Raw genomic sequence first — 25,288 nt, forward strand, 5'->3', positions numbered from 1 at the left:
GGCTATCGCCGCGCCAGCCGCTCCCCGTACTGCCGCTCGAAATACCGCGCGAAATCCCCGTTCGCCGTCCGGGCCCACGCCTCGCCGTGCTCCCGGTACCACGCCACCGTCTCCGCCAGCCCCTCAGCGAACCGCCGCCGCGGCGCCCACCCGCGCGCCCGCAGCCGCGAACTGTCCAGCGCGTACCGCCGGTCGTGCCCCGGCCGGTCCGCCACCGGCGTGATCAGCTCCGCCGGCCGCTCGAGTAGCTCGCAGATCAGCTCCGCCACCCGCCGGTTCGCCACCCGCTCGCCGCTCCCGATGTGCACCGCATGCACCCCCGGCCGTGCCGGGAGCTCCCCCAGCACCAGCCGCAGCGCATCCACGAAATCCTCGACAAACAGCCACTCCCGCTCCTGCAGCCCGTCGCCGTAGAGCGGCATCGGCTCGCCCGCCAGCGCCCGCATCGTGAAGAGCGGGATGAACTTCTCCAGGTGCTGGTTCGGCCCGTACACATTGCAGCAGCGCAGTACCGTCACCGCCATCCCGTACGTCTCCGCGTACGCCCGCACCATCAGCTCCGCCGCAGCCTTGCTCGCCGCATATGGCGAACTCGGCGCGAACGGCGCATCCTCCGCGGCCTCCCCCGGCGCCGGGATGCTGCCGAACACCTCATCCGTCGACATGTGCACCAGCGCCGTCCTCGGCCGCTCCCGCACCGCCTCCAGCAGCGTCACCACCCCCTCGACGTCCGTCCGCACGAACACGCCCGGCTCCAGCAGCGACCGGTCGACGTGCGTCTCGGCGGCGAAGTTCAGCACGAGGTCGGCCCCGGCCACCAGCTCGCGCACCAGCTGCCCATCGCAGATGTCCCCCTGCACAAACCGGTACCGCGGGTGGCCCGCTGCCTCCGCCACGTTCGCCGGGTTCGCCGCATAGGTCATCCGGTCGAGGTTCGTCACCTCCCACCCGTCCGCAAGCAGACCCCGCACCACGTGGCTTCCGATGAACCCGCAGCCCCCGGTAACCAGCGCCCTCACCCGGCCGCCTCCACCCGCGAGTGGTCGCCGAGCGTCAGCCGCGCCCCGGCCGGCGCACCCACCACCCGCGTGAACCGCCCCAGCATCGAATGCGCCACCCCCGGGCAGTCCACCACCTCGCTGCTGCTCATCACAATCGCGTCCTCCACCCGGCTCCGCACCACCCGGCACCCCTCCCCAATCGCCGCGTTTGGCCCAATGACGCTCTCCACAATGTGCGCGCCCGCCCCGATCGTCGCCGGGCCGATCACCTCGCTCTCCTCCACACGCGCCCCGTCCTCGATCACCACCGCGCCCTCGAGCCGGCTCCCCCGCACCAGCGCGCCCGGCGCGATCCGCCGCTCCACCGTGCCCAGCAGCAGCCGGTTCGCCGCGAGGATGTCCTCCATCTTCCCCGTGTCGATCCACTCCCGCGGCGTCACCTCCACCTCCACCCGGCAGCCCCGCGCCAGCAGCCCGTTGATGGCATCCGCAATCTCCAGCTCGCCCCGCGCGCTCGGCCGCTGCCCCGCAATCACCTCGAACACCACCGGCCGGAAGGCATAGACACCGATCACCGCGAGATTCGAAGGCGGCCGCTCCGGCTTCTCCACCACCTCCACCAGCCGCTCTCCCTGCATCCGCGCCACACCGAACGCCCGCGGGTCCTCCACCTCCCGCAGAATCAGCGCACCGTCTGCCCTCGACCGTGCGAACCGTTCCACGAACCCCGCGATGCCGCCCATCAGCACGTTGTCGCCGAGGTACAGGACAAACGCGTCATCACCCACGAACTCCCGGCACACCAGCGCCCCGTGCGCAATCCCCAGCGGTGCCTCCTGCCGCACGTAGGTGAACCGCGCCCCGAACGCCGAGCCGTCGCCCATCGCCTCCCGAACCTGCCCTTCTGTCTCTCCCACCACCAGCGCAATCTCCCGGATGCCCGCCTCCACCAGCTGCCGCACCGGGAAGTGGAGCACCGGCGTGTTCGCAATCGGCACCAGCTGCTTCGCGCCCGAATAGGTAAACGGCCGCAACCGGCTCCCTTTCCCGCCCGCCAGTACGATTCCCTTCATTCCCGCGGATTATAGGCCGCACCCACCCTACAATCGCCCGGTGCCGAGCGTGATTCGCGTGGCCCTCGATGCCTCCGCCCTCCCCCCGAGCCCCGCAGGAGCCGGCGTCTACATGCGCGAGCTGGCCGCGGCCCTCGCAGCCAGGCCCGGCCTCGACGTCCTCGCCTTCGCACCCCGCCCGCTGCCGGGCTGCCGGCATCTCCCCGTACCGGGCGGCTCCCCCGCCCGCCGCTTCGGCTGGCAGCTCCGCACCCTCGGCCAGGCCACCGTCGCGGCCCGCGCCAGCCTCCTTCACGGCCTCCACTTCTACACCCCCCGGCGTCTCCCCGTCCCGCGCGTCGCCACCATCCACGACCTCACCTTCTTCCGGATCCCCCGCCGCTACAGCCCTGCCCGCCGCTGGTACTACCGGGCCATCGCCCACACCGCCCGCTTCGCCGAGCGCGTCATCGTCCCCTCCTCCGCCGTCGCCGCCGATGCCGTCCGCTACCTCTCCCTCCCGGCCGAGCGGATCCGCGTCATCCCCGAGGCGCACCGCGCCGGCCTCCGTGCCGCTGAGCCCGCCCGCGTCGCCGCCTTCCGCGCCTCCCATGGCCTCGACGCACCCTATCTCCTCTGCCTCGGCACCGCCGAGCCCGGGAAACGCGCCGTCGATGCCGTCCGCGCCCTGCCGCGTATCCGCGCCCGCCGGCCCGGTGTCCTTCTCGCCCTTGCCGGCAACCCCGGCCCCCTCCTCGGCCCGCTCCGCCGCGAAGCCGCCCGCCTCGGCGTCGCCGATGCCGTCCGCTTCCTCGGCTACGTCCCCGATGCCGACCTCCCGGCCCTGCTCACCGGCGCCGAAGCCCTCGTCTTCCCCTCCCTCTTCGAAGGGTTCGGCCTGCCCCCGCTCGAAGCCATGGCCTGCGGAACGCCCGTCATCGCCGCTGACGCCCCCGCGATGTCCGAGGTGCTCGATGGCGCCGCCCGCCTCGTCCCGCTCCGCTCCCCCGAAACGATCGCCGCCGAGGCCCTCCGCCTCCTCGAAGACCCCGCCTGGCGCGCCGAGCTCGCCCATCGCAGCCTCCAGCACGCCGCCGGCTTCTCCTGGGCCCGCACCGCCGAGCTCACCGAAGCCGTCTACCGGGAGCTCGTCCCGTGACCATCGGCATCGTCATCGTCACCTTCCGCTGCCGCGACCTCGCCCTCGCCGCCCTCCGCTCCATCGAGGCCCACGTCCCAGGTCTCCTCGCAACCACCGTCGTCGTCGATAACGCCTCCTTCGACGGCACCGTCGACGCGATCCGCGCCGCCTTCCCCGCCGTCACCGTCATCGAACACCGCCGCAACCTCGGCTTCGCCGCCGCCGTCAACCGCGGCCTCGAAGCCCTCCCCGCCGCCGACGTCATCTGCCTCCTCAACCCTGACGCCGAACTCCTCGATGACGGCATCTTCGCCGCTGCCGACTACCTGGCAGCCAACCCGGAGGTCGGCGTCCTCGGCGGCCGCATCCTCAACCCCGACGGCTCCATCCAGCCCAGCGCCCGCGCCTTCCCATCCCACCGGAACGCGCTCTTCAACCGCCACTCGCTCCTGACCAGGCTCTTCCCCCGCAACCCCTGGTCCCGCCGGTACCTCCTCTCCGACTGGGACCACAACGACATCCGCTCCGTCGACTGGGTCTCAGGCGCCTTCATGCTCATCCACCGCCGCGCCCTCGCTGCCGTCGGCATCTTCGACCCCGCCTACTTCTTCAGCATCGAAGACGTCGACTTCTGCCGCCGCGTCCACAACGCCGGCCTCGATGTCCGCTACTTCCCCGGCGCCTCCGTCCGCCACCGCGTCGGCGGCAGCTCCCGCCGCGCCGTCTACCGGGCCATGGCCGGGCACCACCGCGGCATGTGGCGCTACTACCGCAAGCACTTCCGCGGCAACCCGCTCCTCCACGTTATTACCGCTGCCGGCATCGCCCTCCGCTTCGGTCTCCACGCAATCTCCTACGCCCTCCGCGCCGGGCGCGCACGGCTGCTCGGCCGCGAACCTTCCTGACCTCCGCTAAATCGGTCGCCCGCTCCGCGTCGTCCCCGCCGAAAGCCGCCCGAGCTCCGTGCTCGGCGGCGCATCCTCCACATACTCCCGAACGATCGCCCGCCACGGCCCGCGCGCCCGCAGGCTCGCGAACACCCCCGCCAGCCCGAAATTGATCCGCGTCAGGAACACCATCCCCTCCGGCACGTTGCAGTACCGATTGATCTGCCCGCCCAGTCCCGTCGTCATCGTGTTCCGGCGCACCATCTCCGCCGCCAGCTCCGGCGTGTACTCCACCTTGTCCTCCAGGATCGGCGCCCAGTACCAGTGCATGTGCTCATACAGCTCGTCGGTCGTGAACGGCGCATTCGGCCGCAGGATGCCGATCGCCTCGGTCGCCGCTCGCCACCCCTCCCGGTCCCCCCGGTCCAGCGCCCGGATCAACCGCTTGAATCCCTCGACCACTGCCGTATCGAACTCGGCCACGCACCCGTAGTCCACGAACCCCACCCGCCCGTCTTCCAGCAGCAGGTAGTTGCCCGGGTGCGGGTCCCCGTTGAACAGCCGCAGCCGGTACAGGCTCCCAAAGCAGAACCGGTACAGCATCTCCCCCAGGCGGTTCCGCTCCTCCTGCGGCAGCCGCGCCGCCTCCCGGAACGGCCGTCCCGGCAGCCACTCCTGCACCAGCACAGTATCGGTCGTCAGCTCGTGGTACACCCGCGGCACCCGCACGAACCCGTGGCCCTCAAACGCATCGAAAAACCGCTGCTGCCACGCCGCCTCCCGCCGGTAATCCAGCTCGCCACGGACCCCCTCGCCGAGGTCGCGAACCAGCGTCCCCACATCCAGCCCCTTCGCCACCAGCCCCCCGATGCCCAGCAGCACGGCGACGTTCGCCAGGTCCCGCTCGATCGCCTCCCGCACGCCCGGGTACTGCACCTTCACGGCCACCTTCGTCCCGTCCCGCAGCTCCGCCCGGTGCACCTGCCCGATCGACGCCGCCGCAAACGGCTCCCGCTCGAACTTCCGGAACACGCTCCCCGGCGGCCGCCCATACGCCGCCTCCAGCACCTCCTGCACCAGCCCGTACGCCATCGGCGGCGCATTCGACTGGAGCGTCGCCAGCCCCTCCGCCATTTCCGGGGGCACCACACCGCCCATCAGCGAGAGCACCTGCCCAACCTTCATCGCGGCGCCCTTCATCTCCCCCATCGCCCGGGTCACATCCTCCGCGGTCCGCAGCACCGCCTCCCGCCGCTTCTCGCGCCGCCGTTCGCCCCGGTACCGGAGCGTATCCAGCCACCGCAGCCCCGCTGCCGCAGCGAGCCGCGCCGGCACCACCGTGCGGGCCAGCCGGCCCGTCCGCATCGCTGCACCCGTGGGTCCTGTCTCCATTCCCTGTGCCCGCGCCTGCGCCGCTCCCGCCCGGGCGCTCCGCCCCGCGGGTGGCCGCTTCCAGCTTCGCCGGTTTGCCCGGCCCTCGCAATCGTCCCGCTCGCCCCGGCAAGCCCCGGGAAAAAATTCCCCCGGAATGTGGGGTTTCCATCTATTCAGGCTATCGATGCATAGCCGATACTGTTGGTACGAGGGATACCACCATGGCAGGCATCTTCTACGACCCACGCACTCGCCGCCTCCATGCCGTCACCGGCCACCCCGAACCGGGCTGGACGCTCGTCACCCACAACCTCCACGCAGGCGTCCACCACTGCCGCCGCATCATGAGCGAATGGATGAGCCCGGACGAACTCTGGAAGGTCGACTGGCGCATCGAGCGGCACACCTTCTCGGCCTGAGCGCCCTACCATAAGCGCATGGACGACGGCCCGCTCGCCGACGCCATCGCGCGCCTCGAGAGCACGCCCGCGCCCGCCGCTGCCCGCTTCGACGCGCCCGAGCCGCTCGCCGGCCCCGTCGCCTTCCTCCCGGCCGCCTTCAACCCCCCGACCATCGCACACCTCCGCCTCCTCGAACGCGCCGCCGAAACCGTTTCCGCCACTCCCGCCGCGCTCCTCACCACCCGCAACGTCGACAAGGGCGTCACCGGCGCACCCCTCCCGGCGCGCCTCGAAATGCTCCTCGCCGCCCGCCGCGACGGCTACCGCCACGCCGTCCTCGCCGCCAACGCCGCCCGCATCATCGACCAGGTCGCCGCCCTCGAGTCTGCTTTCCCCGCCGCCGACCCGACCCCCGTCGTCGGCTTCGATACCCTCGTGCGCCTCTTCGACCCCCGCTACTACACCAGCATCACTGCCGAGCTCGACCGCTTCTTCGAGCGCCGCCGCGTCATCGCCGCCAACCGCGGCCCCCACGCTCTCGAGGCCGTCGCCGAATGGCTCCGCACCAACGCCCGCGACTACGCGGACCGGGTCATCCTCGTCGAACTCGAGCCCGAGGCCGCCGCCATCTCCTCCACCCGGGCCCGCGAGCTCGCCGCAGCCGGCATCCTCCCCGACCTCGTCCCGCCTGCCGTCCGCGCCATCCTCGCCGAGCGCCCCTACTACCGCGCCGGCCAGCCCTAGGTAATCTCCGAAATATCCAGCCGGCTCTCCAGCGCGAGCACGCCGCGCTCCGCCAGCGCCCGGACCTCCTCCTCGCCGAGCCCCAGCAGCTCTCCGAGCACATCGGCCGTGTCGCCTCCGAGGTCCGGCGGCGGCCCCGTGATACCCGTCTCGCTCCGCGACATCCGCACCGGCGTGTTCGCAATCGGGATCGTCCCGGCCACCGGATGGGTCACCTCGCGGATCATCCCCCGCGCCCGCACCTGCGGGTCGGCCACCACTTCGCGCACCGTATTCACCGGCCCCGCCGGGATGCCCGCCGCCAGTAGCTCCTCCAGCCATTCCGCCGTCGTCCGCCGCCGGAAGGCCGCAGCGAGCAGCGGCTCCAGCTCCGCGTGGTGCTGCGTCCGCCGCGGCCCCGTCAGGAACCGCTCGTCATCGATCAGCTCCGGCACCCCCAGGATCGCGCAGAGCAGGTTCCACTGGTTCTCCTCGCCGAACCCCAGCGCAATCACGATCCACCCGTCCGCCGTCGGGAACGCCTGGAACGGCGTCGCGCTCGGGTGGCGCGTCCCCAGCGGCCCCGGCACCTCGCCCGTCACGAAGTACCGCATGATCGCGTTCTCCATCACCGTCACCTGGCAATCGAGCATGCTGATGTCGATCGCCTGCCCGAGCCCGCTCCGGTCACGCTCCCGCAGCGCCGCCAGGATGCCGATCACGGCAAACATCCCCGCCACCACGTCCCCGTACGAAACCCCCGGCCGGATCGGCGGCCCGCCGGGCTCCCCCGTAATCGACAGCACCCCGCCCATCGCCTGCACCACGATGTCGAGCGCCGGCCTGTCCCGGTACGGCCCCGTCTGCCCGAACCCGCTGATGCTCGCCAGGATCACCCGCGGGTTCCGCGCCGAAAGCACCTCGTACCCCAGTCCCAGCTTCTCCAGCGTCCCCGGCGTAAAGTTCTCGATCACCACGTCCGCGTGCTCAACCAGCCGCAGGAACAGCTCGCGCCCCTCCGGGTGCTTCAGGTCGATCGCCAGGCTCCGCTTCCCCCGGTTCACCGAGAAGAAATACCCGCTCCACCCGTTCTGGTACGGCCCCGTCGTCCGCGAAATGTCCCCGTACGGCGGCCGCTCCACCTTGATCACGTCCGCGCCGAGGTCCGCCAGGATCATCGAGCCGAACGGCCCGGCCAGCACCCAGGTCAGGTCCAGCACCCGGACCCCTTCCAGCGGCCGCCCCATGCCCCCGGCGCCTTCCCGTCGCGGTTCCATCGTCCCCCGATTCTCCCCGCGGAGGGGCTCCCCGTCGAATGTCCGCCCCCGGCTCAGGCCGCCTTCTTCGCCTCTCCCGGCTTGGGTAACGCCTTCACCAGCGTCAGCGCGTACTCCCGCGTCGCCGTTACCGGGTCCTTTGTCCGCCACTGGTGCGCTTCGGTGATCACCGTCAGCGTCCCCGCGAACCGCATCCAGAACACCAGGTACCGGTACGCCGGCATGAACGGCACCACCCACCAGCCCCGCCACAGCCGCCGTGCGCTCGGGTGCACCACCAGCAGCGCACTCGTCGTCCATGTCGCCGCTTCAATCACAAAGTACGCCCCGTACAGCGCCACACCGGCCAGCAGCACCGTGCTCCACGAATACCCGAAAAACACCAGCCCCGGCATCAGGAACGTCCACGCCACCCGCGGGAAGGCCAGCGTATGGTCCACCACCAGCGTCCGCACCGGCGCGAACCCCTTGTAGAAGAGCCCCCGCTTCGCCAGCTTCGGGTGCGCCGCGATCACCTCGATCTCCCCCCGCTGCCACCGCACCCGCTGCGCATACAGCGCCCGCAGCGACGGGATCGGGTCCGTGTAACACACCGCGCTCGTCACCACCCCCACCCGCTTCCCCGGGAACCGCTCCTGCATCTCGAACGTCATGAACGTGTCTTCGCCCACCGTACTCGTGTCGTACAGGTGCGAAGCCAGCAGCGCCTCCCGCCGGAACGCGCTGAACGCCCCTGCCAGCGTGAACAGCCGGTTCGCCATCGTCTCGAACCGCCGGCCCACGTTGAACGCGAAGTAGTACTCCTGGAACTCGCACTCGTGCAGCAGCCGCAGCCAGCCCTTGCTCCCGGCCTCCGGCCGGATCTCCACTGCACCGGTCGCCGCCACCAGGTCCGGGTCGTGCTCGAACGCCGCCACCATGTTCGCGATCGCGTCCTCGTGCAGCGTCACGTCCGAGTCGAGGTTGATGATGTACTGCCCGCGCGCGTGGTGAATCCCGACGTTCAGCGCCCACGGCTTCCCCTGGTGAAACGTCGAGAGCCAGTGCAGCGCCCCTTCCCATGGCTCCTTCTGCAGCTCCGCGAACACCTCGAACGAGGCGTCCCGGCTCCCGTTATCGATCGCCAGCACCTCCAGCAGCTCCGCCGGGTAGCTCTGCCGCCGGATCGACTCGATACACGCCCGGAGGCTCCCCGCGCTGTTGTACACCGGCACAATCACCGTCACGAACGGCCACTTCCCCTGCGGCGCCTCCGTCACCGGCCGGATTGGCAGCCGCTTCGCCCGCCCGATGAGCGTCGCCAGCAGGTACCGGAACGCCTGGTACCCGTCAATCATGATCGGGATGAACAGCCACACCCCCCAGAACCCCATCGCCGCGAGCCACCAGTCGGTCACCATCGCCCTGCTCCCTCAGCCTTCCCGCAGCCGCGCGTACACCACCCGCAGCGTCGGGCGCGTAATCGCATACCAGTAGATGCCGATCGCCAGCACGAAAAACACGGCCCGCCCGAAGACCACGTGGGCAATGTCCAGCGTGTCCTGGCCGCCATAGGCCACCGCCCCGACGATGACCAGCATCCGCACCACATTCGCCGCGAAGGTCAGCACCAGCGCCGCCGCCAGCACCCCAAAACGCTTCGCCAGCGGCAGCGCCGGGTAGAACAGCCCCAGGCCCATCAGCGCAGCCGTCTCCAGCACCCCCGAGCACTCGATCCCGATGGTCAGCTTCGTCCACTCCTGGTGGTGCGGAACCCCGATGACCAGCAGGTCGCCCGCCCGGTCATCGAACAGCGCCGTCCGCACCCCCAGCAGCCACGACATCGCGTGCACCGCGTGCGCCGTCGCAACCCGTACCGCCAGCTCGCCCGGCATGAGCTCCCGCATCGCCACCACCGCCAGCACCGCAAACCCCGCCGCGCCGAGCACGAAGTACAGGATCCAGGCCCTGGCCTTCCAGAAGAACGCGACCGCCGCAGCCCAGGCGATGCACACCGGCACGAACCACGTCAGCGTGTCCATTCGGCCTTCCGGTTCACATACCAGGCGACCCCAACCGCGAAGGTCCCGAACAGCCCGACCAGCAGCCAGCCCATCGTCGGCGCACCAGAGCACGTGTACGTCACGGTCAGCGACTCCCGCGGCCCGTTCGGGTCCGTCCCCCACTCGACCGTGTTCTTCACTTCGCACGTGTCGGCCGTTCCGTCGAACTTCTGGTAGATGAGGAAGTACTGGCCCGGCGCCGTCGCGTAGAACTTCCCGTAGTCGCCGCTGCCGATCCCGCCGCACGCGGCCCCGTTGTACTCCTCGCACCACGAGGCCGCGTCGTCCCAGACCAGCAGGTCAGCTGCCACGCTCGGCTCGACCCGCCACACCACCACGCCGTCCTTCTCCGCCACAAAGCTCTTCTTCACCGTCACCTTCGGCGGCCCGTCCGGCTTCTTGTTGTACGCACAGAGGTGGAACGTCTTGCCGTTCTGCTTCTCGTTCCCCGAGAGCGAAATCTTCGCCGCCAGGTTGCCTCCCTTCGGCTCCTTCGGGCAGGCCGAGGCCCCCTTCGGCGACTCCACCAGGTCGAACAGCAGCGGGTTCGGCAGCCCGGTGTCCGGGTCCAGCTCCGTCACCAGGTAATCGCCCGGCGCAATCTCCACCAGCTCGCCGTCCACGAACTTCCGGATCGCCGTGTTGTTCGCGTCGGCCAGCAGGAAGACCCACTCCCCGGGCGGTGCCGCCGGCTGCCACTTCCCCTTCTCATCCAGCACGAACTTCTTCACCTGGATGAACCCCTTCGCCTTCCCGCCGCCACCGCCGCCGCCCCCCGCGGTGGCGGTCGCCGCCGGCGTCGGTGTAGATGTCGGCGGCGCCGTGGGGCTGGGCGATGCAGTCCCCGTCGGCGCCGTCGGGCTCGGCGCAGGCTTCGTCGGCGTCGCGGTCGGTGTTGGCGTCGGCTCGGTCCCGTCCCACTGGTACAGGATGCAGTACGCCTGCGTCCCGGCCGGCACCGACAGCGACCCCCACCCGATGCCGTCGCCGTTGTCGTTGTTCACGCCGTCCTGGTAGCACTGCAGGTCGATGAACGGCAGCGGCGCCGCCGTCACAATCGTCGTCGGGTAGTCCACTACTGAGAACCGCCGCGTCTGCGCCTTCCCCGCCGGCAGGTACACCGTTTGCCCGGGTGCGATCACCGTCGCTCCACCGGCGTACCCCGTCCCCGACGTCGACATCGTGACCGGCGTCGTCAGCGCCGGGTCCAGGAACACCGAATTCGCCGTCGAGCCGCCCAGCAGGAACAGCCCCTTCGCCGTCCCCGGCACGCACCCGTACGCGGCAATATCCGCCGGTACCGCCTGCGGCGTCCCGTTATCGCTCGCCTTCGGGTCCTTCCCGCTCAGCCGCGCCTGGTAGATCGCGCTGTCGCCCGGGCAGCTTGCCGCAAGGAACGTCAGCGAGGCAGTCGCCGGCACCTGCGCCCGGCCCGCGGTCAGGCCCATTCCGCCTGCAACTCCGGCAAACATAACCAGCAGCAGCATCGCCCGCTTCATGCGGCATCACCCCCGGCCTCGACGGTCACCGAAATCGTCGGGTTCTCCCAGAGCGTCACGCTCACCAGCCGCGGCCCGCCCGGCATCTCCTCCAGCAGCCGCGTCTCCACATTGCGGAAAATCACTGCCGCCAGGTTCTCCCCCGTCGGCTGCACCACCGTGAACGGGTGCATCTCGTTCAGGAACCGGTTCGCGTACCGCTTCGCTTCCGCTTCCAGCAGGTTCTTCACCTCCCGGAAACCGGCCACCATCCCCTCGTCGTCCACCCGCTCCGTCACGAAGACCGCCTGCACCCGGTACGAATGCGTGTGCTTCTCGCCGTTCGGCCGAATCGCGTGCGACGCCCCGAAAAACGAATCAATCGCCAGCCGGTACCGCAGGCCCGCCGCCACTGCCCGCTGCACCAGCAGCGGGTCGGGCGCTGGCCCCCCCTCGATGACCGAAACCTTCGCCTCTGGGTCCCCCGGCCTGTCACCCGTTGCGCGCATGGATGCAACCTCGATGGTCTTCACCCATGGTGTTCGGCGAATCCTGCGCGACGATTGAGTGAATGTTGGGGAACCGCTGCTCGAAACCTCCAGCACCGTCTCCCGCTGCCGAAAATCCCGGTATGAATCCCGAGGAGCCGACCATGATGACCACCCACGACTGGTCCGCCTGGCAGGCCGGCTACGAAGCCGGCATCGATGACGCCATCCGGCTGATCGACGCCCTCCGGGGCCCCGGGTCCGGCAGCCTGAGCACTCCCATACTCCTCCGCATCCGCGCCGAGCTGCTCGCCCTCCGCGAACGCACCTCCGGCCGGCGCGCCGCCTGACGTGCCCTGCCCCCTTCTCATCCGCTAGCCTTCTCCGTAGCTCCGCCCGGGGGAGGCGCCATGCCATCGTGGTCCAACTGGTCCGGCTCCGTCGTCGCTGAAACCGCCCGCCTCGAAGCGCCCGCCGACGAGGCCGCTGTCGCTACCCTCGTCCGCGAAGCTGCCGCCGCCGGCACAACCGTCCGCGTCGCCGGCTCCGGCCACTCCTTCGTCCCCGTCGTCCCCGCCGCGGGCGCCATCCTCAGCCTCGACCGCCTCACCGGCCTCCTCGATTCTGACCCCGCTGCCTGCACCGCCACCCTCTACGCCGGCACGAAGCTGCACGATGCCACCCACCTCCTCTGGGAGCACGGCCTCGCCCTCCCCAACCAGGGCGACGTCGATACCCAGGCCCTCGCCGGCGCCATCGCCACCGGCACCCACGGCACCGGCCCCGCCTACGGCTCCATCTCCACCCGCCTCGTCGGCGTCCGCCTCGTCACCGCCTCCGGCGACCTCCTCGACCTCGATTCCGCCGACCTCCTCCCCGCCCTGCGCGTCTCCCTCGGCCTCCTCGGCATCATGACCCGCGTCACCCTCGCCTGCGTGCCCCGCTACGCCCTCCGCGAGCGCGTCTGGCAGCACCCCATCGACGAGTGCCTCGAGCAGCTCGAGCACACCATCGCATCCCACGACCACTACGAGTTCTTCTGGTTCCCCCGCTCCGACATCGCTGAATCGAAGGCCCTCGACCCGGTCGACGCCGAACCCGAAACCGAAGACCCTCCGCCCCTCGATGGCCCCGGCGAACGGGTCGGCTGGGCCCACCGCATCTACCCCTCCGTGCGCAAGCTCCGCTTCAACGAAATGGAGTACGCCGTCCCCGCCGAAGCCGGCCCCGCCTGCTTCCGCGCTGTCCGCCAGCGCATGAAGGAGCGCCACCCGAAGGTCGGGTGGCCCGTCGAATACCGGACGCTTGCCGCCGACGACGCCTGGCTCAGCCCCGCCTTCGCCCGCGCAACCGTCACCATCTCCGTCCACCAGGACGCCGCCCGCCCCTATCGCGAATTCTTCACCGACCTCGAACCCATCTTCCGCGACTTCGGCGGCCGCCCCCACTGGGGAAAATTCCACACCAGCACGCGCGCCGACCTCGCTGCCGCCTATCCCCGCTTCGAAGCGTTCTGCGCGCTGCGGCGCGAGTTCGACCCCGCCGGCCGCTTCCTCTCCCCATACCTCGCCGGCCTCTTCGCCTGAGAGCCGCCCCCGCATTGTCTTTTCACCCCCGGGATCGTACCTTCCCCTCCGATGAGCGACCTCGACGCGGACCTCCGCCGCTGGGTCGAAGCCGGCATCCTCGACCCGCAGGTCGCGGAGCGGATCCGCGCCTTCGAAGCGGCCCGCGCCGCGCCCGTGCCCGCCCGCGCGTCCGCCGAGCGCCCCGGCGTGATCGAAGTCCTCCTCTACCTCGGCATCGCCGTCCTCGCCGTGGGCGTGTTCGCACTCGCCGCCCAGAACTGGAGCGACCTCGCCTCGCCCGCCCGCGTTGCCGTCACCGCCGTCCCTGCCGCCTTCACCCTCCTCCTCGGCGCGCTCCTCCGCGGTCGCGAAGAGCCCGGGATGCGCCGCGCAGGCCAGCTTGCCTGGGCGGCTGCCGTCGGCCTCTCTGCGCTCGCCCTCGGCGTCTACATCTGGGAGTACGAGCCCTTCGGCCTCGCCCGCGACGAAGATACGACGCCCTTCCTCGTCGTCACCGCTGCCGCCACCGCCCTCGCCCTCCTCCTCTGGGCCATCACCCCGTCGACCCTCCAGCTCCTCGCCCTTGGCGCCAGTCTCTTCTTCCTCGCCCAGGCGATTGGCCAGTGGCCGGATGAGTTCTCCTTGCCGCTCGCCGGGGGGACCCTCGCCGCCGCAGCCCTCGCAGCCATCGCCCTCACCGAGACCGGCCGCCTCGTCCCCCGCACCCCCGCCCGCACCATCTTCGGACTCCTCCTCGCCGTCGGCGCCTACCAGCCCGGCTTCAGCTCCGGCGGCACCCCCTGGGAGATCCCCGCGTTCCTCGCCGCCGCCGGACTCCTCGTCCTGGGCGTCTGGCGCTCCTCCTTCCAGTACGTCCTCTGGGGCGTCCTCCTCCTCTTCATCGCCCTTGTCCGGGCCATCTTCCAGAACTTCTCCGACCAGCTCGGCGCACCCGTCGCCCTCATCATCTCCGGCGTCCTCCTCATCGGCGCCGTTCTCCTCCTCGCCCGCCTCGCGCCCCAGCTCCGCCGCGGTGTCGCAACGTGACCCGCTCCGACCGCTGGTTCGTCGTCGCCCTGCTCGGCGGCGTCCTCGCCGTGATCATCACCGCCGTCGTCGCCCTTGGCTGGGGCCGAAAGGACGTCTCCCCGCCCGACCTCCAGGACAGCCCCAATCCCGCCATCCCCGGCGACATCCTCTACGTCGACCGCGAAAGCTGCATCATCCTCGCCCGAGCCTCCGGTGAGTCCCGCCGGCAGGTCGCCTGCACCGGCATCTCCCCGCGTCTCCTCTTCTTCCTCGATGCATCGCGCATCGCCTATGTCGATGCCGTCCCTTCGCTCGAAACCCTGGTCACCATCGACCTCGAAACCGGCCGCGAACTCGGGCGTACCCCCTACAAAGGCGACCGGTCCTTCCTGCTCCAGACCGCGCCCGACGGCACCCAGGCCTTCCAGCGCGACGATGGCCGCATCCAGCTCATCAAAGACGGCCAGGTCGTCGCCGAATTGAAGTTTGACGGTCTCGACTGGGGCCCCCAGCTCGCCGGCTGGTCGCCCGATAGCCAGTGGCTCGCGGTCATCTACTACCCGCCCCGCGGCAGGGCTCCGGAGCTCTGGCTCGTCTCCCGCGACGGCTCCACCCGCGGCACGCTCGCCAGGGATTCCGGCGGCTCAGCTGTCGCCTGGCGCATCCCCGGCGTCGGCGCCTGGCCCCCGCCGCCCGACTGACCGCCTACCAGCGCTGCCCCGGCGGCGGCGGCACCGCCGGCTCCGCCCGCGTCATGTGCGCCGCCGAAGCCCCTGCTCGCCACGGCCAGCTCCCCTCCCCCGGCGCATAGGCGCCCGGACCGCGCGCCGCGATCGCCTCCGCCATCCCCAGCGCCCGGCGCGCTCCCGCCACATCGTGCACCCGGAAGATCCGCACCCCCTGCGCGAACGCCAGCGCGCTCACCACGTGCGTCTCGAGGTCCCGCTCGGCCGGCGGAAGCCCGCCCACGCTCCCGATAAAGTTCTTCCGCGAGTGCGCCAGCAGCACCGGCAGCCCGAATGTCCCCAGCTCGCCGATCCGCCGCAGCATCTGCAGGTCCTCGTCGTGGCTCTTCCCGAAGGCGATGCCCGGGTCCACCGCCACCTGCGCCCGCTCGAGCCCGCACGCCCGCAGCTCCCCCAGCCGCGCCTCCATCCACCCCACCGTCTCGGTCACCACATCGGCGTAGACCGGCGGAGCGTCCGGCCTCCGCTTCGGCACCGTGTAGCTGTAGTTCAGCACGTAGCCCGCGCCTGCCGCCGCCGCTTCCACGGCCGCGCCCGTGCCCAGCGTCAGCCCGCTGATGTCATTCACCAGCTCCGCGCCTGCTGCCAGCGCCGCCCGCGCCACAGCCGGCTTGTACGTATCGCTCGAAACCACGTGCCCCTCGCGCACCAGCGCCTCGACCGCCCCCGCCACAATCTCTGCCTCGGCCTCCGCCTCCAGCACCGGCCGGTCTGCCCGCGCGCTCTCCGCCCCCACGTCGATGATGTCGGCGCCCGACGCCCGCAGCCGCTCCGCCGCTGCGCACGCCGCCCCGGTGTCCCGTCCCACGCCGTCGCCCGAAAACGAGTCATCGGTCAGGTTGAGGATTCCCATCACGATCGGCCGATCGAGCGGCAGCTCCCGCGTCCGCAGCCGCCACGCCGTCACAGGCGCAAGGAAGGCCCGCAGCCGCTCCGCGTGCGGCGAGCCCAGCTCCGCGAGCTTCGCCGCCAGCCCCTCCAGCACCGGGCGCGGCCCCCAGACCGTCGCCATGTCCGGCTCGCGCAGGTCGATGCCCAGCCCGAGCGCGCTCGTCGCCAGCTGCAGCCGCTCGCGGTCGCCCGCGAAATGGACCGCGTACGGCGCCTCCGGCTCCGCGGCCGCCATTCCGAACCCCGGCGGCACCACCCGCAGCGACGGCCTCACCGCGTGCCCCCGGCAAGCGCCTCAACCATCCGCCGCACCTGCCACAGGTGCTCGAGGTCGTGCTCGTACGCCTCGCGGGCCAGCTCGAGGATCGACACCGGCCCCCGGTACGGGTGACGGCCCGTCCGCCGCCAGTCCCGGTCCGAAAGGTCCCAAAGGAGGTAGGTCGTTCGCCGCCGCAGGTAGTGCAGCTCGTCCAGCAGGTCCTCCAGCTCGCACTCCGCGTAGTCCGCCTCGAACGGGATGTCGTCCAGGTCCACGTGCAGGATCTCCGGTTCGCCGCGGCTCATCGCGATCGTCGCGACCTGCTCCTGCAGCCCCCGCTCGACCTGCACCAGGTGATACGGCACCGCCAGCAGGCACCACCCCTCGTCCGGCCACGGCGCCGGCCGCAAGAGGTCGCGCTCCCGCACACCGGCAAACGCCCGCGCCAGCTCGCCGCCCGCCTCGCCGAGCGCCTTCAGCAAAAATGACGGGTCGCTCCCCGCAGTGGCCGGCACATAACGCACGCCTGCATTCTAGCCCCCGCGGTCGCCCCGCGTCGTAAGCAGCCGGCTCAGGTCACGACCAGCGGCACCCCGTCCCGGCACAACGGACAGGCGCTCGCCTCCCACGACGCCGCCGGCACGTCGAGGCACGCGAAAAACGGCACCCCGAAGTCCACCGTCCCGCCCGTCCGGTCGACCAGCACCCCGACGCCCGCAACCTCCGCTCCCCGCGCCGTCACCGCCTTCAGCACCTCGCGGATGCTGCCCCCGGTCGTGAGCACATCATCAACCACGAGCGCACGGTCGCCCGGGCCCAGCTCGAACCCCCGGCGGAACTCCCGCTCCTCTCCGTGGTCGTCCTTCCGTTCCGCGATGATCGCCCGGAGGCCCAGCTGCCGCGCGGTCTCGTACGCCAGGATCACCCCGCCCGTCGTCGGCCCCGCGACCACTGTCGGCAGCCCGCGAAACCGCTCCGCAATCTGCCGGCAGAGCGGCTCCGTCACATCCGGCCACTGCAGAATCCGGAACTTCTCGATGTACAGTTCGCCGTGGCGCCCGCTCGCGTACTGGAAGTGCCCGCGCAGCAGCGCTCCCCGCGATTCCAGCAGCGCCCACGCCTCGTCCCGCGTCAGGTGCCTCTCCGTCACGGCCCCGAGCGTACCCGTTCCCGCCCTTCCGGTCGCGCCCGAGCTACTCCTCGCCGATCCGCTTCGTTGTCAGCACCGGCTTCTGCTCGGTCAGCACGCCCTTCTGATTCGGCGCCAGCCCAAACCGGTCCAGCGGCAGGTACGTCAGCGTCGCCTTCCCGATGATCAGGTCCTTCGAGACCAGCCCAACCTGCGCGCTCCGGCTGTCCAGGCTGTTGTTCCGGTTGTCCCCCATGACGAAGTACTCGTCCGGCGGGATCAGGATCTTCGGCAGCGTGTCGTTCCACGGCGTCGTGATGTACGGCTCCTCGAGCAGCCGGTCGTTGATATACACCTTCCCGTTCACGATCTCGATCGTCTCGCCCGGCAGACCGATGACCCGCTTGATCAGGTCCGTGCTCGGGTCGCGCGGGTCGCGCAGCACGATGATGTCCCCCCGCTGCGGCCCGTGAAACACGTAGCGCGTCGGGTCGTCCCCCGGGTCGATAAACGGCAGGAAGTTCGACAGCTTCTCAAGGTCGACCTCCGAGTACACCAGCTTGTTCACGATCAGGAACTCGCCGTTCTCCAGCGTCGGATACATCGAGTTCCCGTCGACCTTGAAGTTGCCGAAGCTCGCCCGTACCGAGAGGAACACGAGCGCGGCCAGCATCACGGTCTCGACCACCTCCCGGATCCACGCCTTGAGCTTCCCGTCGCTCCCGGCTTGCCCTGGCCGCTCGTCCTCCCCGGTCTCGGCCTCCGCCAGCCACGGCGGCGTCCCTGCGACCGGCTCGACCGCGAACCCGAGCGGGTTCGCCCGGGCCTCCAGCTCCTGCCGGACCTCCTCCTCGGGGGCCCACCCGTCGTCGGCCGGCAGGCTCCGCTGCGGCGCCCACGCGCCCAGGCGGATGAACGGCCGCTCCTGCGGCTCGTCCCCGGCCTCCGCCACGATCTCCGTCGCGTTCTCGCCGAAGAGCGCCGAGAGCGCTGCCGCCGTCTCGGCTTCGAGGGCCGCGGCCTCCGCCGCATCCTCCTCCGGGTCCGGGGTCGAAGCGTGCGCCTCGAACGCCTTCAGGATCACGTCGCCCTCGTCCTCGGTCGACCGGAACGCGTCGTTCTCGTCTTCCGCCGGTGACGGCTGCGGCCACGCCGGCTCTTCGAGCGTTGCACCAAGCTGCGCTTCGAGGCTCGCGGCCAGGTCGAGGTCATCCTCCTTGCCGGTCGCGGCCGCCTCGGCGGTCTCCGCGATATCGCCCCACATATCCTCGTTGCCGCCACCCCGGTCCTCGCCCGGCGAGGCCGCTGGCTGCGCGTGCGTCCATGCTGCGGGTGGTTCGAACACCGCCGGGCGCTCCCACCACGGCCGCTCCGCCGCCGCCGGCGCCTCCGGCTGGCTCTCGACCGCCGGCTCCGCGCCGGCGACGGCCTCCTGCGCCGTCTCCTCCGCCTCCGGCGTCTCCCACCACGGCCGCTCCGCCGCCGGCGCCTCCGGCTCGTTCGCGACGGCCGGCTCCGAGCTTGCGACCGCCTCCTCGACGCTCTCCTCCGCCTCCGGCGTCTCCCACCACGGCCGCTCCGCCGCCGGCGCCTCCGGCTGGCCCTCGACCGCCGGCTCCGCGCTGGCAACGGCCTCCTCGGTCGTCTCCTCCGCCTCCGGCGCCTCCCACCACGGCCGCTCCGCCGCCTGCGTCACCTCCGGCTGGCTCTCGACTGCCGGCTCCGCGCTGGCGACCGCCTCCTCAACAATCTCCTCGGCCTCGGGTGCCTCCCACCACGGCCGCTCCGCCGCTCGCGTCACCCCCGGCTGGCTCTCGGCCGCCGGCTCCGCGCTGGCAACGGCCTCCTCGAGAATCTCCTCAGCCTCCGGCGTCTCCCACCACGGCCGCTCCGCCGCAGCCGGCGCCCCGGCTGGCTCTCGACCGCCGGCTCCGAGCTTGCGACCGCCTCCTCGACGCTCTCCTCCGCCTCGGGCGCCTCCCACCACGGCCGCTCCGCCGCAGCCGCCGCCCCCGGCTGGCTCTCGACCGCCGGCTCCGCGCTGGCGACCGCCTCCTCGACGCTCTCCTCGGCCTCCGGCGTCTCCCACCACGGCCGCTCCGCCGCCGCCGGCGCCTCCGGCTGGCTCTCGACCGCCGGTTCCGCGCTGGCGACCGCCTCCTCGACGCTCTCCTCCGCCTCCGGCGTCTCCCACCACGGCCGCTCCGCCGCGGGCGTCACCTCCGGCTGGCTCTCGACCGCCGGCTCCGGGCTGGCAACGGCCTCCTCGACGGTCTCCGCAGCCTCCGGCGCCTCCCACCACGGCCGCTCCGCCGCCTGCGTCACCTCCGGCTGGCTCTCGACTGCCGGCTCCGCGCTTGCGACCGCCTCCTCGACGCTCTCCTCCGCCTCGGGCGCCTCCCACCACGGCCGCTCCGCCGCCGGCGCCTCCGGCTGGCCCTCGACCGCCGGCTCCGCGCTGGCAACGGCCTCCTCGGTCGTCTCCTCCGCCTCCGGCGCCTCCCACCACGGCCGCTCCGCCGCCGGGTCCGGTTCATCTGCCGGCATGCTCCAGAATGCCGCCTGGACCGCAGCGCCAAACGCCGACGGGCTCAGCTCAACGGGCTCCGGAGCCCGCGCTTCGTTGTCCCCCCGCTGGTCCTGTGCCGTACCCCGCGCAGCGGCTGACTCCGCCGGTGCCCCGAATACCGGTACCGGCTCAGGTGCCCACTCGTCCTCCTCCGGCTGCTCGGGCACCCCGCCGCGCGCAGCGGCAGGTTCCACCGGCTCCCGGACCATTGGCACCGGCTCCGGCGCCCACTCCTCGTCCTCCGCCAGTTCCTCCGCCCGGTCGAAGGGAACCCCTGCGTCCTCCACTGCCAGGCGTTCCTCCGCTCGAGCGGACCCGGACGTCCCCGCGGTCACCGGCGCACCCTGCGCGCGAACCTCCACCATAAACTCCTCACCGGTGGCCCGGCCTGCCGTTGTGGACGTGCTGGCGTTTGCGTCCCATCCCTCTGCGGGCGCCGAATCGGAGGGCGCAGCGCTGACGGGCGGCGCGTCCTCCTCCGTTTCGATCAGCCAGCCTGCTCCAGGTGCCACCGAAGGTTCGGGTGGTGGCGCCTCACCCCGGCTCCGCCCGAAAAACCGTCCGAACAGGCCGCGCTTCTCCTTTGCCGGCGGCGGGGTCGGCGCAGCGTCCCGCCGCGCGAAGATCCCGGCAAGCGGGTCCTCTTCGTCGCCGCCGGCCGGGCCTGCGCCCTCCGGCTCTCCGCCCGCGCGGAACGCCGCGAACGGGTCACCCTGGTGCACGTCGCCGCCCGCTGCGGGGGCCATCCACGCCGGCGCGCCGGCCTCCCGGTCGGCCCCCGGCTCCGGCTCTCCGCCCGCGCGGAAGGCCGCGAATGGGTCATCCTGGTGCACGTCACCGCCCGCTGCGGAATCGAACCACGCCGGCGCCCCCGCCTCCCGGTCGGCCCCCGGCTCCGGCTCCCGGCCAACGCGGAAGGCCGCGAACGGCTCATCCTGGTGCACGTCGCCGCCCGCCTGGCCCTGCTCTTCGAGCTCCCAGTCGAACGGCTTCAGGAACTCCTCCGGGATCTCCCGGATATCGTCCCCGAGGGGCTTCTTCTTCGCCCACTCCCGCATCGCGGCGAGCCCTTCCGAGAGCCCCGGCCCGTCCTCCTCGCCTTTCTCCCGGTTCAGCCCGAAGAACTCGTCCCACCTGCTGCTCTTCCGCTCGCCGGCCCCCGGGGCGTCGCTCGCCGGGACGTCGGATGCGCGCCGGAGCCTGAGCGGCGGCAGCTCCGGCCCGTGGACCGGCCCCGCGGACCGCGCTTCGAGTCCGCCCTGGTCACCGCCGGGCGCCGGCGTCGCTGGCTCGGCAGCGCTGGCCGCTGCCCGTTCGCGCACCGGCTCCATGCTGGCCGCGGTGTCAGCCGCATCCCGGTCCAGGTGCCCGCCAGGCTCGTCGTCGTCGCGATGTCCCAGCCCCGGCCGCCGGTGCTGCTCCTCGCGCCCCCGCTCCGCCCACGTCTGCATCCGCGCAAAGATGCTCTCCTCGTTCTCCGGGCTGTCGACCGGGGGTTCTGCCGCGCCATTCGCCGGCGTCTCCGGCCAGGCGCCGGGTCCGAAGTCCCAGTTCAGCCGCGACCCCTCCTGCCGCTCCGTCCGCGACCGCAGCCGCAGCGGCGGCGGCTCGACCGGCGGAACGGCCGGCCGCTGCTCCGCGCTCCCCAGTCCCCCGTGCTCTCCTGCCTCCTCAGCCCGCATGCGCGGGCGCAGCCGCAGCGCCGCCTCCTCCGCCGGCGCGTCGAACGGAACCCGCTCCGTCGACCACTCGTCCGCGTCTCCATCATCGGCCGTCAGCCAGCCCGGCCGCCCGGCCCTCGGCTCCTCCCGCCGACCCGCCGGGCGCTCCGCTTCGTTCTCCCGTTTCTTCCGGCCAAGCCTGAACAGCCCGCGCTTCTTCGGCGGCTCCGGCTCCGGGCGCCGCAGCACAAACGGGTCCCCCCGCTCCGGCTCGGCCGGCTCAGCCGAACCCTGCCGCAACCGCTCCCGCAGCAGGCGGTTCTTCTCCTCCTGCCGCTTCCATGCATCGCTCGGGAGGTCGAAGTACCACCCCTGCGGGTCCTGCTCTCCTGATGCAAGCTCGTCGAGGGGCCGCCCCTCGCCATCGTTCATCGTCATCAGCGTACCATAGCCTCCCCGCTGGCCCGGGCGGCGCTCCGGCTTCGCCCTTTACAGCCGATTGACCTACCCTCGGCGCACATGGCCGACATGCTCGAACCCCCGGACGAGCACCTGGTCTCTTTGTCAAAAGACGGCAATCTTGCCGCCTTCAACAGCCTCGTCGACCGCTACCAGTCCATCGTCTTCAGCCTTTGCTACCGCCTCATCGGCGAACGAACCGCCGCCGAAGACGCTGCCCAGGAAACCTTCCTCTCCGCCTTTCGCGCCCTTCACCAGTTCAGCGGCGGCAGCTTCCGCGGCTGGCTCCTCCGCATCGCCACAAATTGCGCCCGCGATGAACTCCGCCGCCGCATGCGCCGCATCCCTGCCCGCTCCCTCGCCGCCGAGACGGACGACGACCTCGCCATCGACCCGCCCGCCCCCGGCGCTGACCCCGCTCTCGCCCTCGACGACCGTACCCTCGGCCCCGCGCTCGAAGCCGCCCTCCGCAGCCTCCCGCCCGACCAGCGCGAGGTCGTCCTCCTCGCCGACGTCCACGGCCTCCAGTACGAAGAGATCGTCGCTATCACCGGCGTCACCATGGGCACCGTCAAATCCCGTCTCTTCCGTGCCCGCGAACGCCTCCGCCGCGCCCTCCAGCGCCGCCCGGAACTTTTCACGCGCTCAGGACGTCTCCACGACCGAGGGGAACAATGATCGACTGGCTCTTTCGCAGGCATCGCCGCTGGCACGACCTCTTGACGGACGTCGTCAGCGGCCGCGCAGCCCCTGGCGAACGCGACGCCTTCGATCGCCACCTCGCCGCCTGCGATGCCTGCCGCACCCGCTTCGAAGGGCAGCAGGCCATTCGCGCCGCCCTCCGCGGGCTCCCCCTCCTCGAGCCCTCGCGGTCGCTCCGGCTCTCCCCGGCCATGGTCGAGGCTTCCAACCCCCCGGCCCGGCCGCCGGGCCGCTCCCCGGTTGTCCTCATAACCCGGGTCGCCGCCGCTGCCGCCGTCGCCCTCTTCGCCGCCGTCGCCGTGCTCACGCTGGCCGATACCCCGGACCGCGGCAGCGTCTCTACCGCGCCCGCCGACGGCCCTGCCGGGGTCGGTCTCATGAGCACCGAAGCGGCCGATGATGCGCCTGTTGCTCCGCTTGCCGCTCCCTCGCCCGAGGCGGCGTTAACTGCCGGCGTCGGGCCTCCACCGAATGGCGGCGTCAGCGGTGCTGGCGCGACCGCCCCCGTCGGCGTCACCCCCGCGCCGCAGCCGGCCGCCGCCGGCGAAGCCCCGCCGCATGACGCATCCGCCAGCCCCGCCCCCGGCGAGCGCGCCGCCGATACGACCGCGCCAAAAGCTGCCGGCGATGCGCTCGGCCCCGCCTCCGCATCCCGTTCCGAAACGACGGAGGCCCGCTGGCCGCTGTACGCCTCCGGCGCCCTCGCCGTCCTCGCCCTTGTCGCCCTCGCCGCCGTCGAACTCCGCCGCAGGAGGCGCACCCCATGACCCCCACGCGACTGGCCGCCTTCCTGGCCGCGCTGCCTCTCGTCGCCGTGCTCGCGGCTGCCTGCAGCGGCGACACCACCATCGTCGCAGGAGAATCAACCACGGACCTCGGCATCACCGTCACCGGCACCGGCGAAGCCGCCGCCGCCCCCGACATGGCCATGCTCGACCTCGGCGTTGAAGTAACCGCCGCCTCCGTCGCCGACGCCCGTGAGCGCGCGGCCCAGGCCGCCAGCCGCCTCATCGCCTCGGTGAAAGGCAACGGCGTCGCCGACCGCGACATCCAGACCCGCGCCATCGCCGTCCAGCCCCAGTACGACTACTCCCGCTCCGGCCCGCCGGTCATCACCGGCTACACCGTCCAGAACCTCCTGGCGGTCCGCGTGCGCGACCTCGACCGCCTCGGCAAAGTCATCGACGACGCACTCGCCGCCGCCGGCGATGCCGCCCGGCTCAACAGCCTCCAGCTCGGCTTCAGCAAGCAGGACGACCTCCTCGAAACTGCCCGCAAAAACGCCGTCGCCGACGCCCGCAAGCGCGCCGAGACCTTTGCCGCTGCCGCCGGCGTCCGCGTCGGCGCTGTCCTTGCCATCACCGAGACCGCCGCCAGCGGCCCAATTCCCCTCGGCCTCCCCGCCGCCCGCTCCACCGCCGACACCGCCACCCCCATCGAGCCCGGCGAATCCACCGTCACCGTCACCGTCTCCGTCCGCTTCGCCGTCGCACAGTAGCCCGCCGCCCGCCCGGAAATCCCCGGTCAAGCCCGCCGCTTTACAGCCCATCCGGTGGGCCGCCACCCTGTTCCTGTGAAGCCCCTCCTGGCCGCCATCCTCGCGCCCGTCGCCGCCATCCTCCTCCTCGCAGGCGCGGCCGTCCTCGTCCTGCGCTCCGCCTCCGATGCCGGCACCGATGCTCCCCGCACGCAGCCAGCCTCGCCCGTCGAACCCCGCACCTCGCCGACCATCCCCGCCGCCGGCGACGTCTGCCAGGGCGTCGCGAAAATGCCCGACCCCGGCCAGCCGCGCCGCTTCTCGCCCGAATACACCACCATCACCGAAGCAGCCGGCATCACCATCGTGGCCAACCGCGACGTCTCCCCCCGCGCCGTCGAAGCCGCGAAGCGCACCGTCGAACGCTTCTTCGCCAGCAACGACCTCGAACAGGCCCTCGCCGCCGATGGCGCCTACGTTATCATCGCTGCCTCAGGCCAGGGCGTCCTCGACCTCCCTGAGTTCCGCTGCCTGGCCGAAACCGGGTCCCGCGACTTCTTCGACCACGTCTGCGGCGTCGCCGACCGCGCCGACTACCCGGTCGTCACCGTCAACGAAGACGACCTCCTCGGCCGCCGCTCAGGCCCCTGCGGCGGACTCAACATCCTCTACCACGAACTCGGCCACCTCGTGATGGGCTGGGCCATCCCGCCCGCCGACTACTTCGATATCCGCCAGCTCTATGCCAGCGCGATGGCCGCCGGCAAGTACCGCGGCGACTACGCCGCCACCAACGCCGAGGAGTACTTCGCCGAAGGCACCCAGGCCTACTTCCTCCACAGCGACCTCCGCGGCCGCCGCGACCGCGACTGGCTCCGCAGCTACGACCCCGACCTCTACGCGCTCCTCGCCCGCATCTACGGCGAGTAGCCGC

General features: G+C 71.8%; 25 protein-coding genes. 12 read left to right on the forward strand and 13 right to left on the reverse strand.

The window, feature by feature from the left end; genetic code table 11:
• Positions 1-2 precede the first annotated feature (2 nt).
• The gene (locus A9A59_RS05615; protein ID WP_098503347.1) at positions 3-1,019 is read right to left on the reverse strand and encodes a dTDP-glucose 4,6-dehydratase; all 1,017 of its coding nucleotides are present in this window, start codon (positions 1,017-1,019) and stop codon (positions 3-5) included.
• Entirely contained in the window at positions 1,016-2,074 is a 1,059-nt protein-coding gene (locus A9A59_RS05620; RefSeq protein WP_098503348.1) for a glucose-1-phosphate thymidylyltransferase, read from the reverse strand. The genes A9A59_RS05615 and A9A59_RS05620 overlap by 4 nt, the downstream gene beginning before the upstream one ends.
• A 40-nt stretch (positions 2,075-2,114) precedes the next feature.
• On the opposite strand from A9A59_RS05620, the gene A9A59_RS05625 reads away from it, so the two are divergent.
• Together A9A59_RS05625 and A9A59_RS05630 are read left to right on the forward strand one after the other, a co-directional pair.
• Positions 2,115-3,212, forward strand: a complete 1,098-nt coding sequence (locus A9A59_RS05625) for a glycosyltransferase family 4 protein (RefSeq protein ID WP_098503349.1) — start codon at positions 2,115-2,117, stop codon at positions 3,210-3,212.
• Positions 3,209-4,099: a glycosyltransferase family 2 protein gene (locus A9A59_RS05630; protein WP_165772533.1), complete on the forward strand. Its 891-nt coding sequence runs from the start codon at positions 3,209-3,211 to the stop codon at positions 4,097-4,099. The genes A9A59_RS05625 and A9A59_RS05630 overlap by 4 nt, the downstream gene beginning before the upstream one ends.
• Before the next feature lie 6 nt (positions 4,100-4,105).
• Here A9A59_RS05630 and A9A59_RS05635 read toward each other — a convergent pair whose 3' ends face one another.
• A complete protein-coding gene (locus A9A59_RS05635) occupies positions 4,106-5,473 on the reverse strand; it encodes an ABC1 kinase family protein (protein WP_098503351.1) in 1,368 nt (455 codons plus the stop codon).
• A 203-nt stretch (positions 5,474-5,676) separates the two neighbouring features.
• On the opposite strand from A9A59_RS05635, the gene A9A59_RS05640 reads away from it, so the two are divergent.
• Both A9A59_RS05640 and A9A59_RS05645 read left to right on the forward strand, forming a co-directional pair.
• Complete coding sequence (locus tag A9A59_RS05640) at positions 5,677-5,874, forward strand: hypothetical protein (protein ID WP_098503352.1); 198 nt, start codon at positions 5,677-5,679, stop codon at positions 5,872-5,874.
• 18 nt (positions 5,875-5,892) lie between these two features.
• On the forward strand, positions 5,893-6,600 hold the full coding sequence (locus A9A59_RS05645; RefSeq protein WP_098503353.1) for a nucleotidyl transferase family protein: 708 nt from the start codon (positions 5,893-5,895) through the stop codon (positions 6,598-6,600).
• Here A9A59_RS05645 and A9A59_RS05650 read toward each other — a convergent pair.
• The 5 genes from A9A59_RS05650 to A9A59_RS14030 are packed head-to-tail and all read right to left on the reverse strand — an operon-like array spanning position 6,597 to position 11,885.
• On the reverse strand, positions 6,597-7,856 hold the full coding sequence (locus A9A59_RS05650; protein WP_278286807.1) for a CaiB/BaiF CoA transferase family protein: 1,260 nt from the start codon (positions 7,854-7,856) through the stop codon (positions 6,597-6,599). The two genes, A9A59_RS05645 and A9A59_RS05650, sit on opposite strands and share 4 nt — an antisense overlap.
• Positions 7,857-7,909: 53 nt before the next feature.
• A complete protein-coding gene (locus tag A9A59_RS05655) occupies positions 7,910-9,256 on the reverse strand; it encodes a TIGR03111 family XrtG-associated glycosyltransferase (protein ID WP_098503354.1) in 1,347 nt (448 codons plus the stop codon).
• Between the two features lie 12 nt (positions 9,257-9,268).
• The gene (locus tag A9A59_RS05660; protein ID WP_098503355.1) at positions 9,269-9,877 is read right to left on the reverse strand and encodes an archaeosortase/exosortase family protein; all 609 of its coding nucleotides are present in this window, start codon (positions 9,875-9,877) and stop codon (positions 9,269-9,271) included.
• Positions 9,865-11,346 carry a hypothetical protein gene (locus tag A9A59_RS14245; RefSeq protein ID WP_181950228.1) on the reverse strand — a complete coding sequence of 494 codons (1,482 nt, stop codon included), beginning with the start codon at positions 11,344-11,346 and terminating at the stop codon, positions 9,865-9,867. The genes A9A59_RS05660 and A9A59_RS14245 overlap by 13 nt, the downstream gene beginning before the upstream one ends.
• A 47-nt stretch (positions 11,347-11,393) precedes the next feature.
• Positions 11,394-11,885, reverse strand: coding sequence for a 6-pyruvoyl trahydropterin synthase family protein (locus A9A59_RS14030; protein WP_165772534.1), 492 nt, complete (start codon positions 11,883-11,885; stop codon positions 11,394-11,396).
• Between the two features lie 122 nt (positions 11,886-12,007).
• On the opposite strand from A9A59_RS14030, the gene A9A59_RS14035 reads away from it, so the two are divergent.
• Genes A9A59_RS14035 through A9A59_RS05685 form a run of 4 tightly spaced genes read left to right on the forward strand, consistent with a single transcriptional unit; the run spans position 12,008 to position 15,162 of the window.
• Positions 12,008-12,214 (forward strand): hypothetical protein, encoded by a 207-nt coding sequence (locus tag A9A59_RS14035; protein ID WP_165772535.1) that lies wholly within the window; start codon positions 12,008-12,010, stop codon positions 12,212-12,214.
• Positions 12,215-12,274: 60 nt separating this feature from the next.
• Positions 12,275-13,450: a D-arabinono-1,4-lactone oxidase gene (locus A9A59_RS05675; RefSeq protein WP_098503357.1), complete on the forward strand. Its 1,176-nt coding sequence runs from the start codon at positions 12,275-12,277 to the stop codon at positions 13,448-13,450.
• Positions 13,451-13,501: 51 nt separating this feature from the next.
• Complete coding sequence (locus A9A59_RS05680) at positions 13,502-14,479, forward strand: DUF2157 domain-containing protein (RefSeq protein ID WP_098503358.1); 978 nt, start codon at positions 13,502-13,504, stop codon at positions 14,477-14,479.
• On the forward strand, positions 14,476-15,162 hold the full coding sequence (locus A9A59_RS05685; protein WP_098503359.1) for a hypothetical protein: 687 nt from the start codon (positions 14,476-14,478) through the stop codon (positions 15,160-15,162). Before A9A59_RS05680 ends, A9A59_RS05685 begins: the two co-directional genes overlap by 4 nt.
• A gap of 4 nt (positions 15,163-15,166) precedes the next feature.
• On the opposite strand, the gene folP is transcribed toward A9A59_RS05685, so the two are convergent.
• From folP to A9A59_RS05710, 5 genes are read right to left on the reverse strand one after another with little or no spacing between them, the layout of a single operon-like run.
• Positions 15,167-16,372: a dihydropteroate synthase gene (folP, locus tag A9A59_RS05690; protein WP_133117525.1), complete on the reverse strand. Its 1,206-nt coding sequence runs from the start codon at positions 16,370-16,372 to the stop codon at positions 15,167-15,169.
• Complete coding sequence (locus A9A59_RS05695) at positions 16,369-16,881, reverse strand: DinB family protein (RefSeq protein ID WP_098503361.1); 513 nt, start codon at positions 16,879-16,881, stop codon at positions 16,369-16,371. Before A9A59_RS05695 ends, folP begins: the two co-directional genes overlap by 4 nt.
• Before the next feature lie 47 nt (positions 16,882-16,928).
• Complete coding sequence (locus A9A59_RS05700; RefSeq protein ID WP_098503362.1) at positions 16,929-17,507, reverse strand: orotate phosphoribosyltransferase; 579 nt, start codon at positions 17,505-17,507, stop codon at positions 16,929-16,931.
• A gap of 43 nt (positions 17,508-17,550) precedes the next feature.
• Positions 17,551-19,287, reverse strand: a complete 1,737-nt coding sequence (gene lepB, locus A9A59_RS14315; protein WP_278286808.1) for a signal peptidase I — start codon at positions 19,285-19,287, stop codon at positions 17,551-17,553.
• A complete protein-coding gene (locus tag A9A59_RS05710; protein WP_133117526.1) occupies positions 19,284-22,154 on the reverse strand; it encodes a hypothetical protein in 2,871 nt (956 codons plus the stop codon). The genes lepB and A9A59_RS05710 overlap by 4 nt, the downstream gene beginning before the upstream one ends.
• An 81-nt stretch (positions 22,155-22,235) precedes the next feature.
• On the opposite strand from A9A59_RS05710, the gene A9A59_RS05715 reads away from it, so the two are divergent.
• From A9A59_RS05715 to A9A59_RS05730, 4 genes are all read left to right on the forward strand, one after another.
• Entirely contained in the window at positions 22,236-22,853 is a 618-nt protein-coding gene (locus A9A59_RS05715) for an RNA polymerase sigma factor (RefSeq protein WP_098503364.1), read from the forward strand.
• Positions 22,850-23,644, forward strand: coding sequence for an anti-sigma factor family protein (locus A9A59_RS05720; protein ID WP_098503365.1), 795 nt, complete (start codon positions 22,850-22,852; stop codon positions 23,642-23,644). Before A9A59_RS05715 ends, A9A59_RS05720 begins: the two co-directional genes overlap by 4 nt.
• Positions 23,641-24,375 (forward strand): SIMPL domain-containing protein, encoded by a 735-nt coding sequence (locus A9A59_RS05725; protein ID WP_098503366.1) that lies wholly within the window; start codon positions 23,641-23,643, stop codon positions 24,373-24,375. Before A9A59_RS05720 ends, A9A59_RS05725 begins: the two co-directional genes overlap by 4 nt.
• Positions 24,376-24,450: 75 nt before the next feature.
• Positions 24,451-25,284: a hypothetical protein gene (locus tag A9A59_RS05730; RefSeq protein ID WP_098503367.1), complete on the forward strand. Its 834-nt coding sequence runs from the start codon at positions 24,451-24,453 to the stop codon at positions 25,282-25,284.
• Positions 25,285-25,288 lie beyond the last annotated feature (4 nt).

Origin of the sequence: Tepidiforma thermophila, assembly GCF_002563855.1 — a bacterium.
Taxonomy (GTDB): Bacteria; Chloroflexota; Dehalococcoidia; order Tepidiformales; family Tepidiformaceae; genus Tepidiforma; species Tepidiforma thermophila.

What these genes read in the sequence shown, in the direction of transcription:
- A9A59_RS05635 (WP_098503351.1), bottom strand. Translation starts at nt 5,473, where the DNA reads ATGGAGACAGGACCCACGGGTGCAGCGATGCGGACGGGCCGGCTGGCC.
- A9A59_RS05660 (WP_098503355.1), bottom strand. Translation starts at nt 9,877, where the DNA reads ATGGACACGCTGACGTGGTTCGTGCCGGTGTGCATCGCCTGGGCTGCG.
- A9A59_RS05620 (WP_098503348.1), bottom strand. Translation starts at nt 2,074, where the DNA reads ATGAAGGGAATCGTACTGGCGGGCGGGAAAGGGAGCCGGTTGCGGCCG.
- A9A59_RS14030 (WP_165772534.1), bottom strand. Translation starts at nt 11,885, where the DNA reads ATGCGCGCAACGGGTGACAGGCCGGGGGACCCAGAGGCGAAGGTTTCG.
- A9A59_RS05650 (WP_278286807.1), bottom strand. Translation starts at nt 7,856, where the DNA reads ATGGAACCGCGACGGGAAGGCGCCGGGGGCATGGGGCGGCCGCTGGAA.
- A9A59_RS05710 (WP_133117526.1), bottom strand. Translation starts at nt 22,154, where the DNA reads ATGACGATGAACGATGGCGAGGGGCGGCCCCTCGACGAGCTTGCATCA.
- A9A59_RS14245 (WP_181950228.1), bottom strand. Translation starts at nt 11,346, where the DNA reads ATGGGCCTGACCGCGGGCCGGGCGCAGGTGCCGGCGACTGCCTCGCTG.
- A9A59_RS05675 (WP_098503357.1), top strand. Translation starts at nt 12,275, where the DNA reads ATGCCATCGTGGTCCAACTGGTCCGGCTCCGTCGTCGCTGAAACCGCC.
- A9A59_RS05715 (WP_098503364.1), top strand. Translation starts at nt 22,236, where the DNA reads ATGGCCGACATGCTCGAACCCCCGGACGAGCACCTGGTCTCTTTGTCA.
- A9A59_RS05655 (WP_098503354.1), bottom strand. Translation starts at nt 9,256, where the DNA reads ATGGTGACCGACTGGTGGCTCGCGGCGATGGGGTTCTGGGGGGTGTGG.
- A9A59_RS05640 (WP_098503352.1), top strand. Translation starts at nt 5,677, where the DNA reads ATGGCAGGCATCTTCTACGACCCACGCACTCGCCGCCTCCATGCCGTC.
- A9A59_RS14035 (WP_165772535.1), top strand. Translation starts at nt 12,008, where the DNA reads ATGAATCCCGAGGAGCCGACCATGATGACCACCCACGACTGGTCCGCC.
- A9A59_RS05645 (WP_098503353.1), top strand. Translation starts at nt 5,893, where the DNA reads ATGGACGACGGCCCGCTCGCCGACGCCATCGCGCGCCTCGAGAGCACG.
- A9A59_RS05680 (WP_098503358.1), top strand. Translation starts at nt 13,502, where the DNA reads ATGAGCGACCTCGACGCGGACCTCCGCCGCTGGGTCGAAGCCGGCATC.
- A9A59_RS05720 (WP_098503365.1), top strand. Translation starts at nt 22,850, where the DNA reads ATGATCGACTGGCTCTTTCGCAGGCATCGCCGCTGGCACGACCTCTTG.
- A9A59_RS05725 (WP_098503366.1), top strand. Translation starts at nt 23,641, where the DNA reads ATGACCCCCACGCGACTGGCCGCCTTCCTGGCCGCGCTGCCTCTCGTC.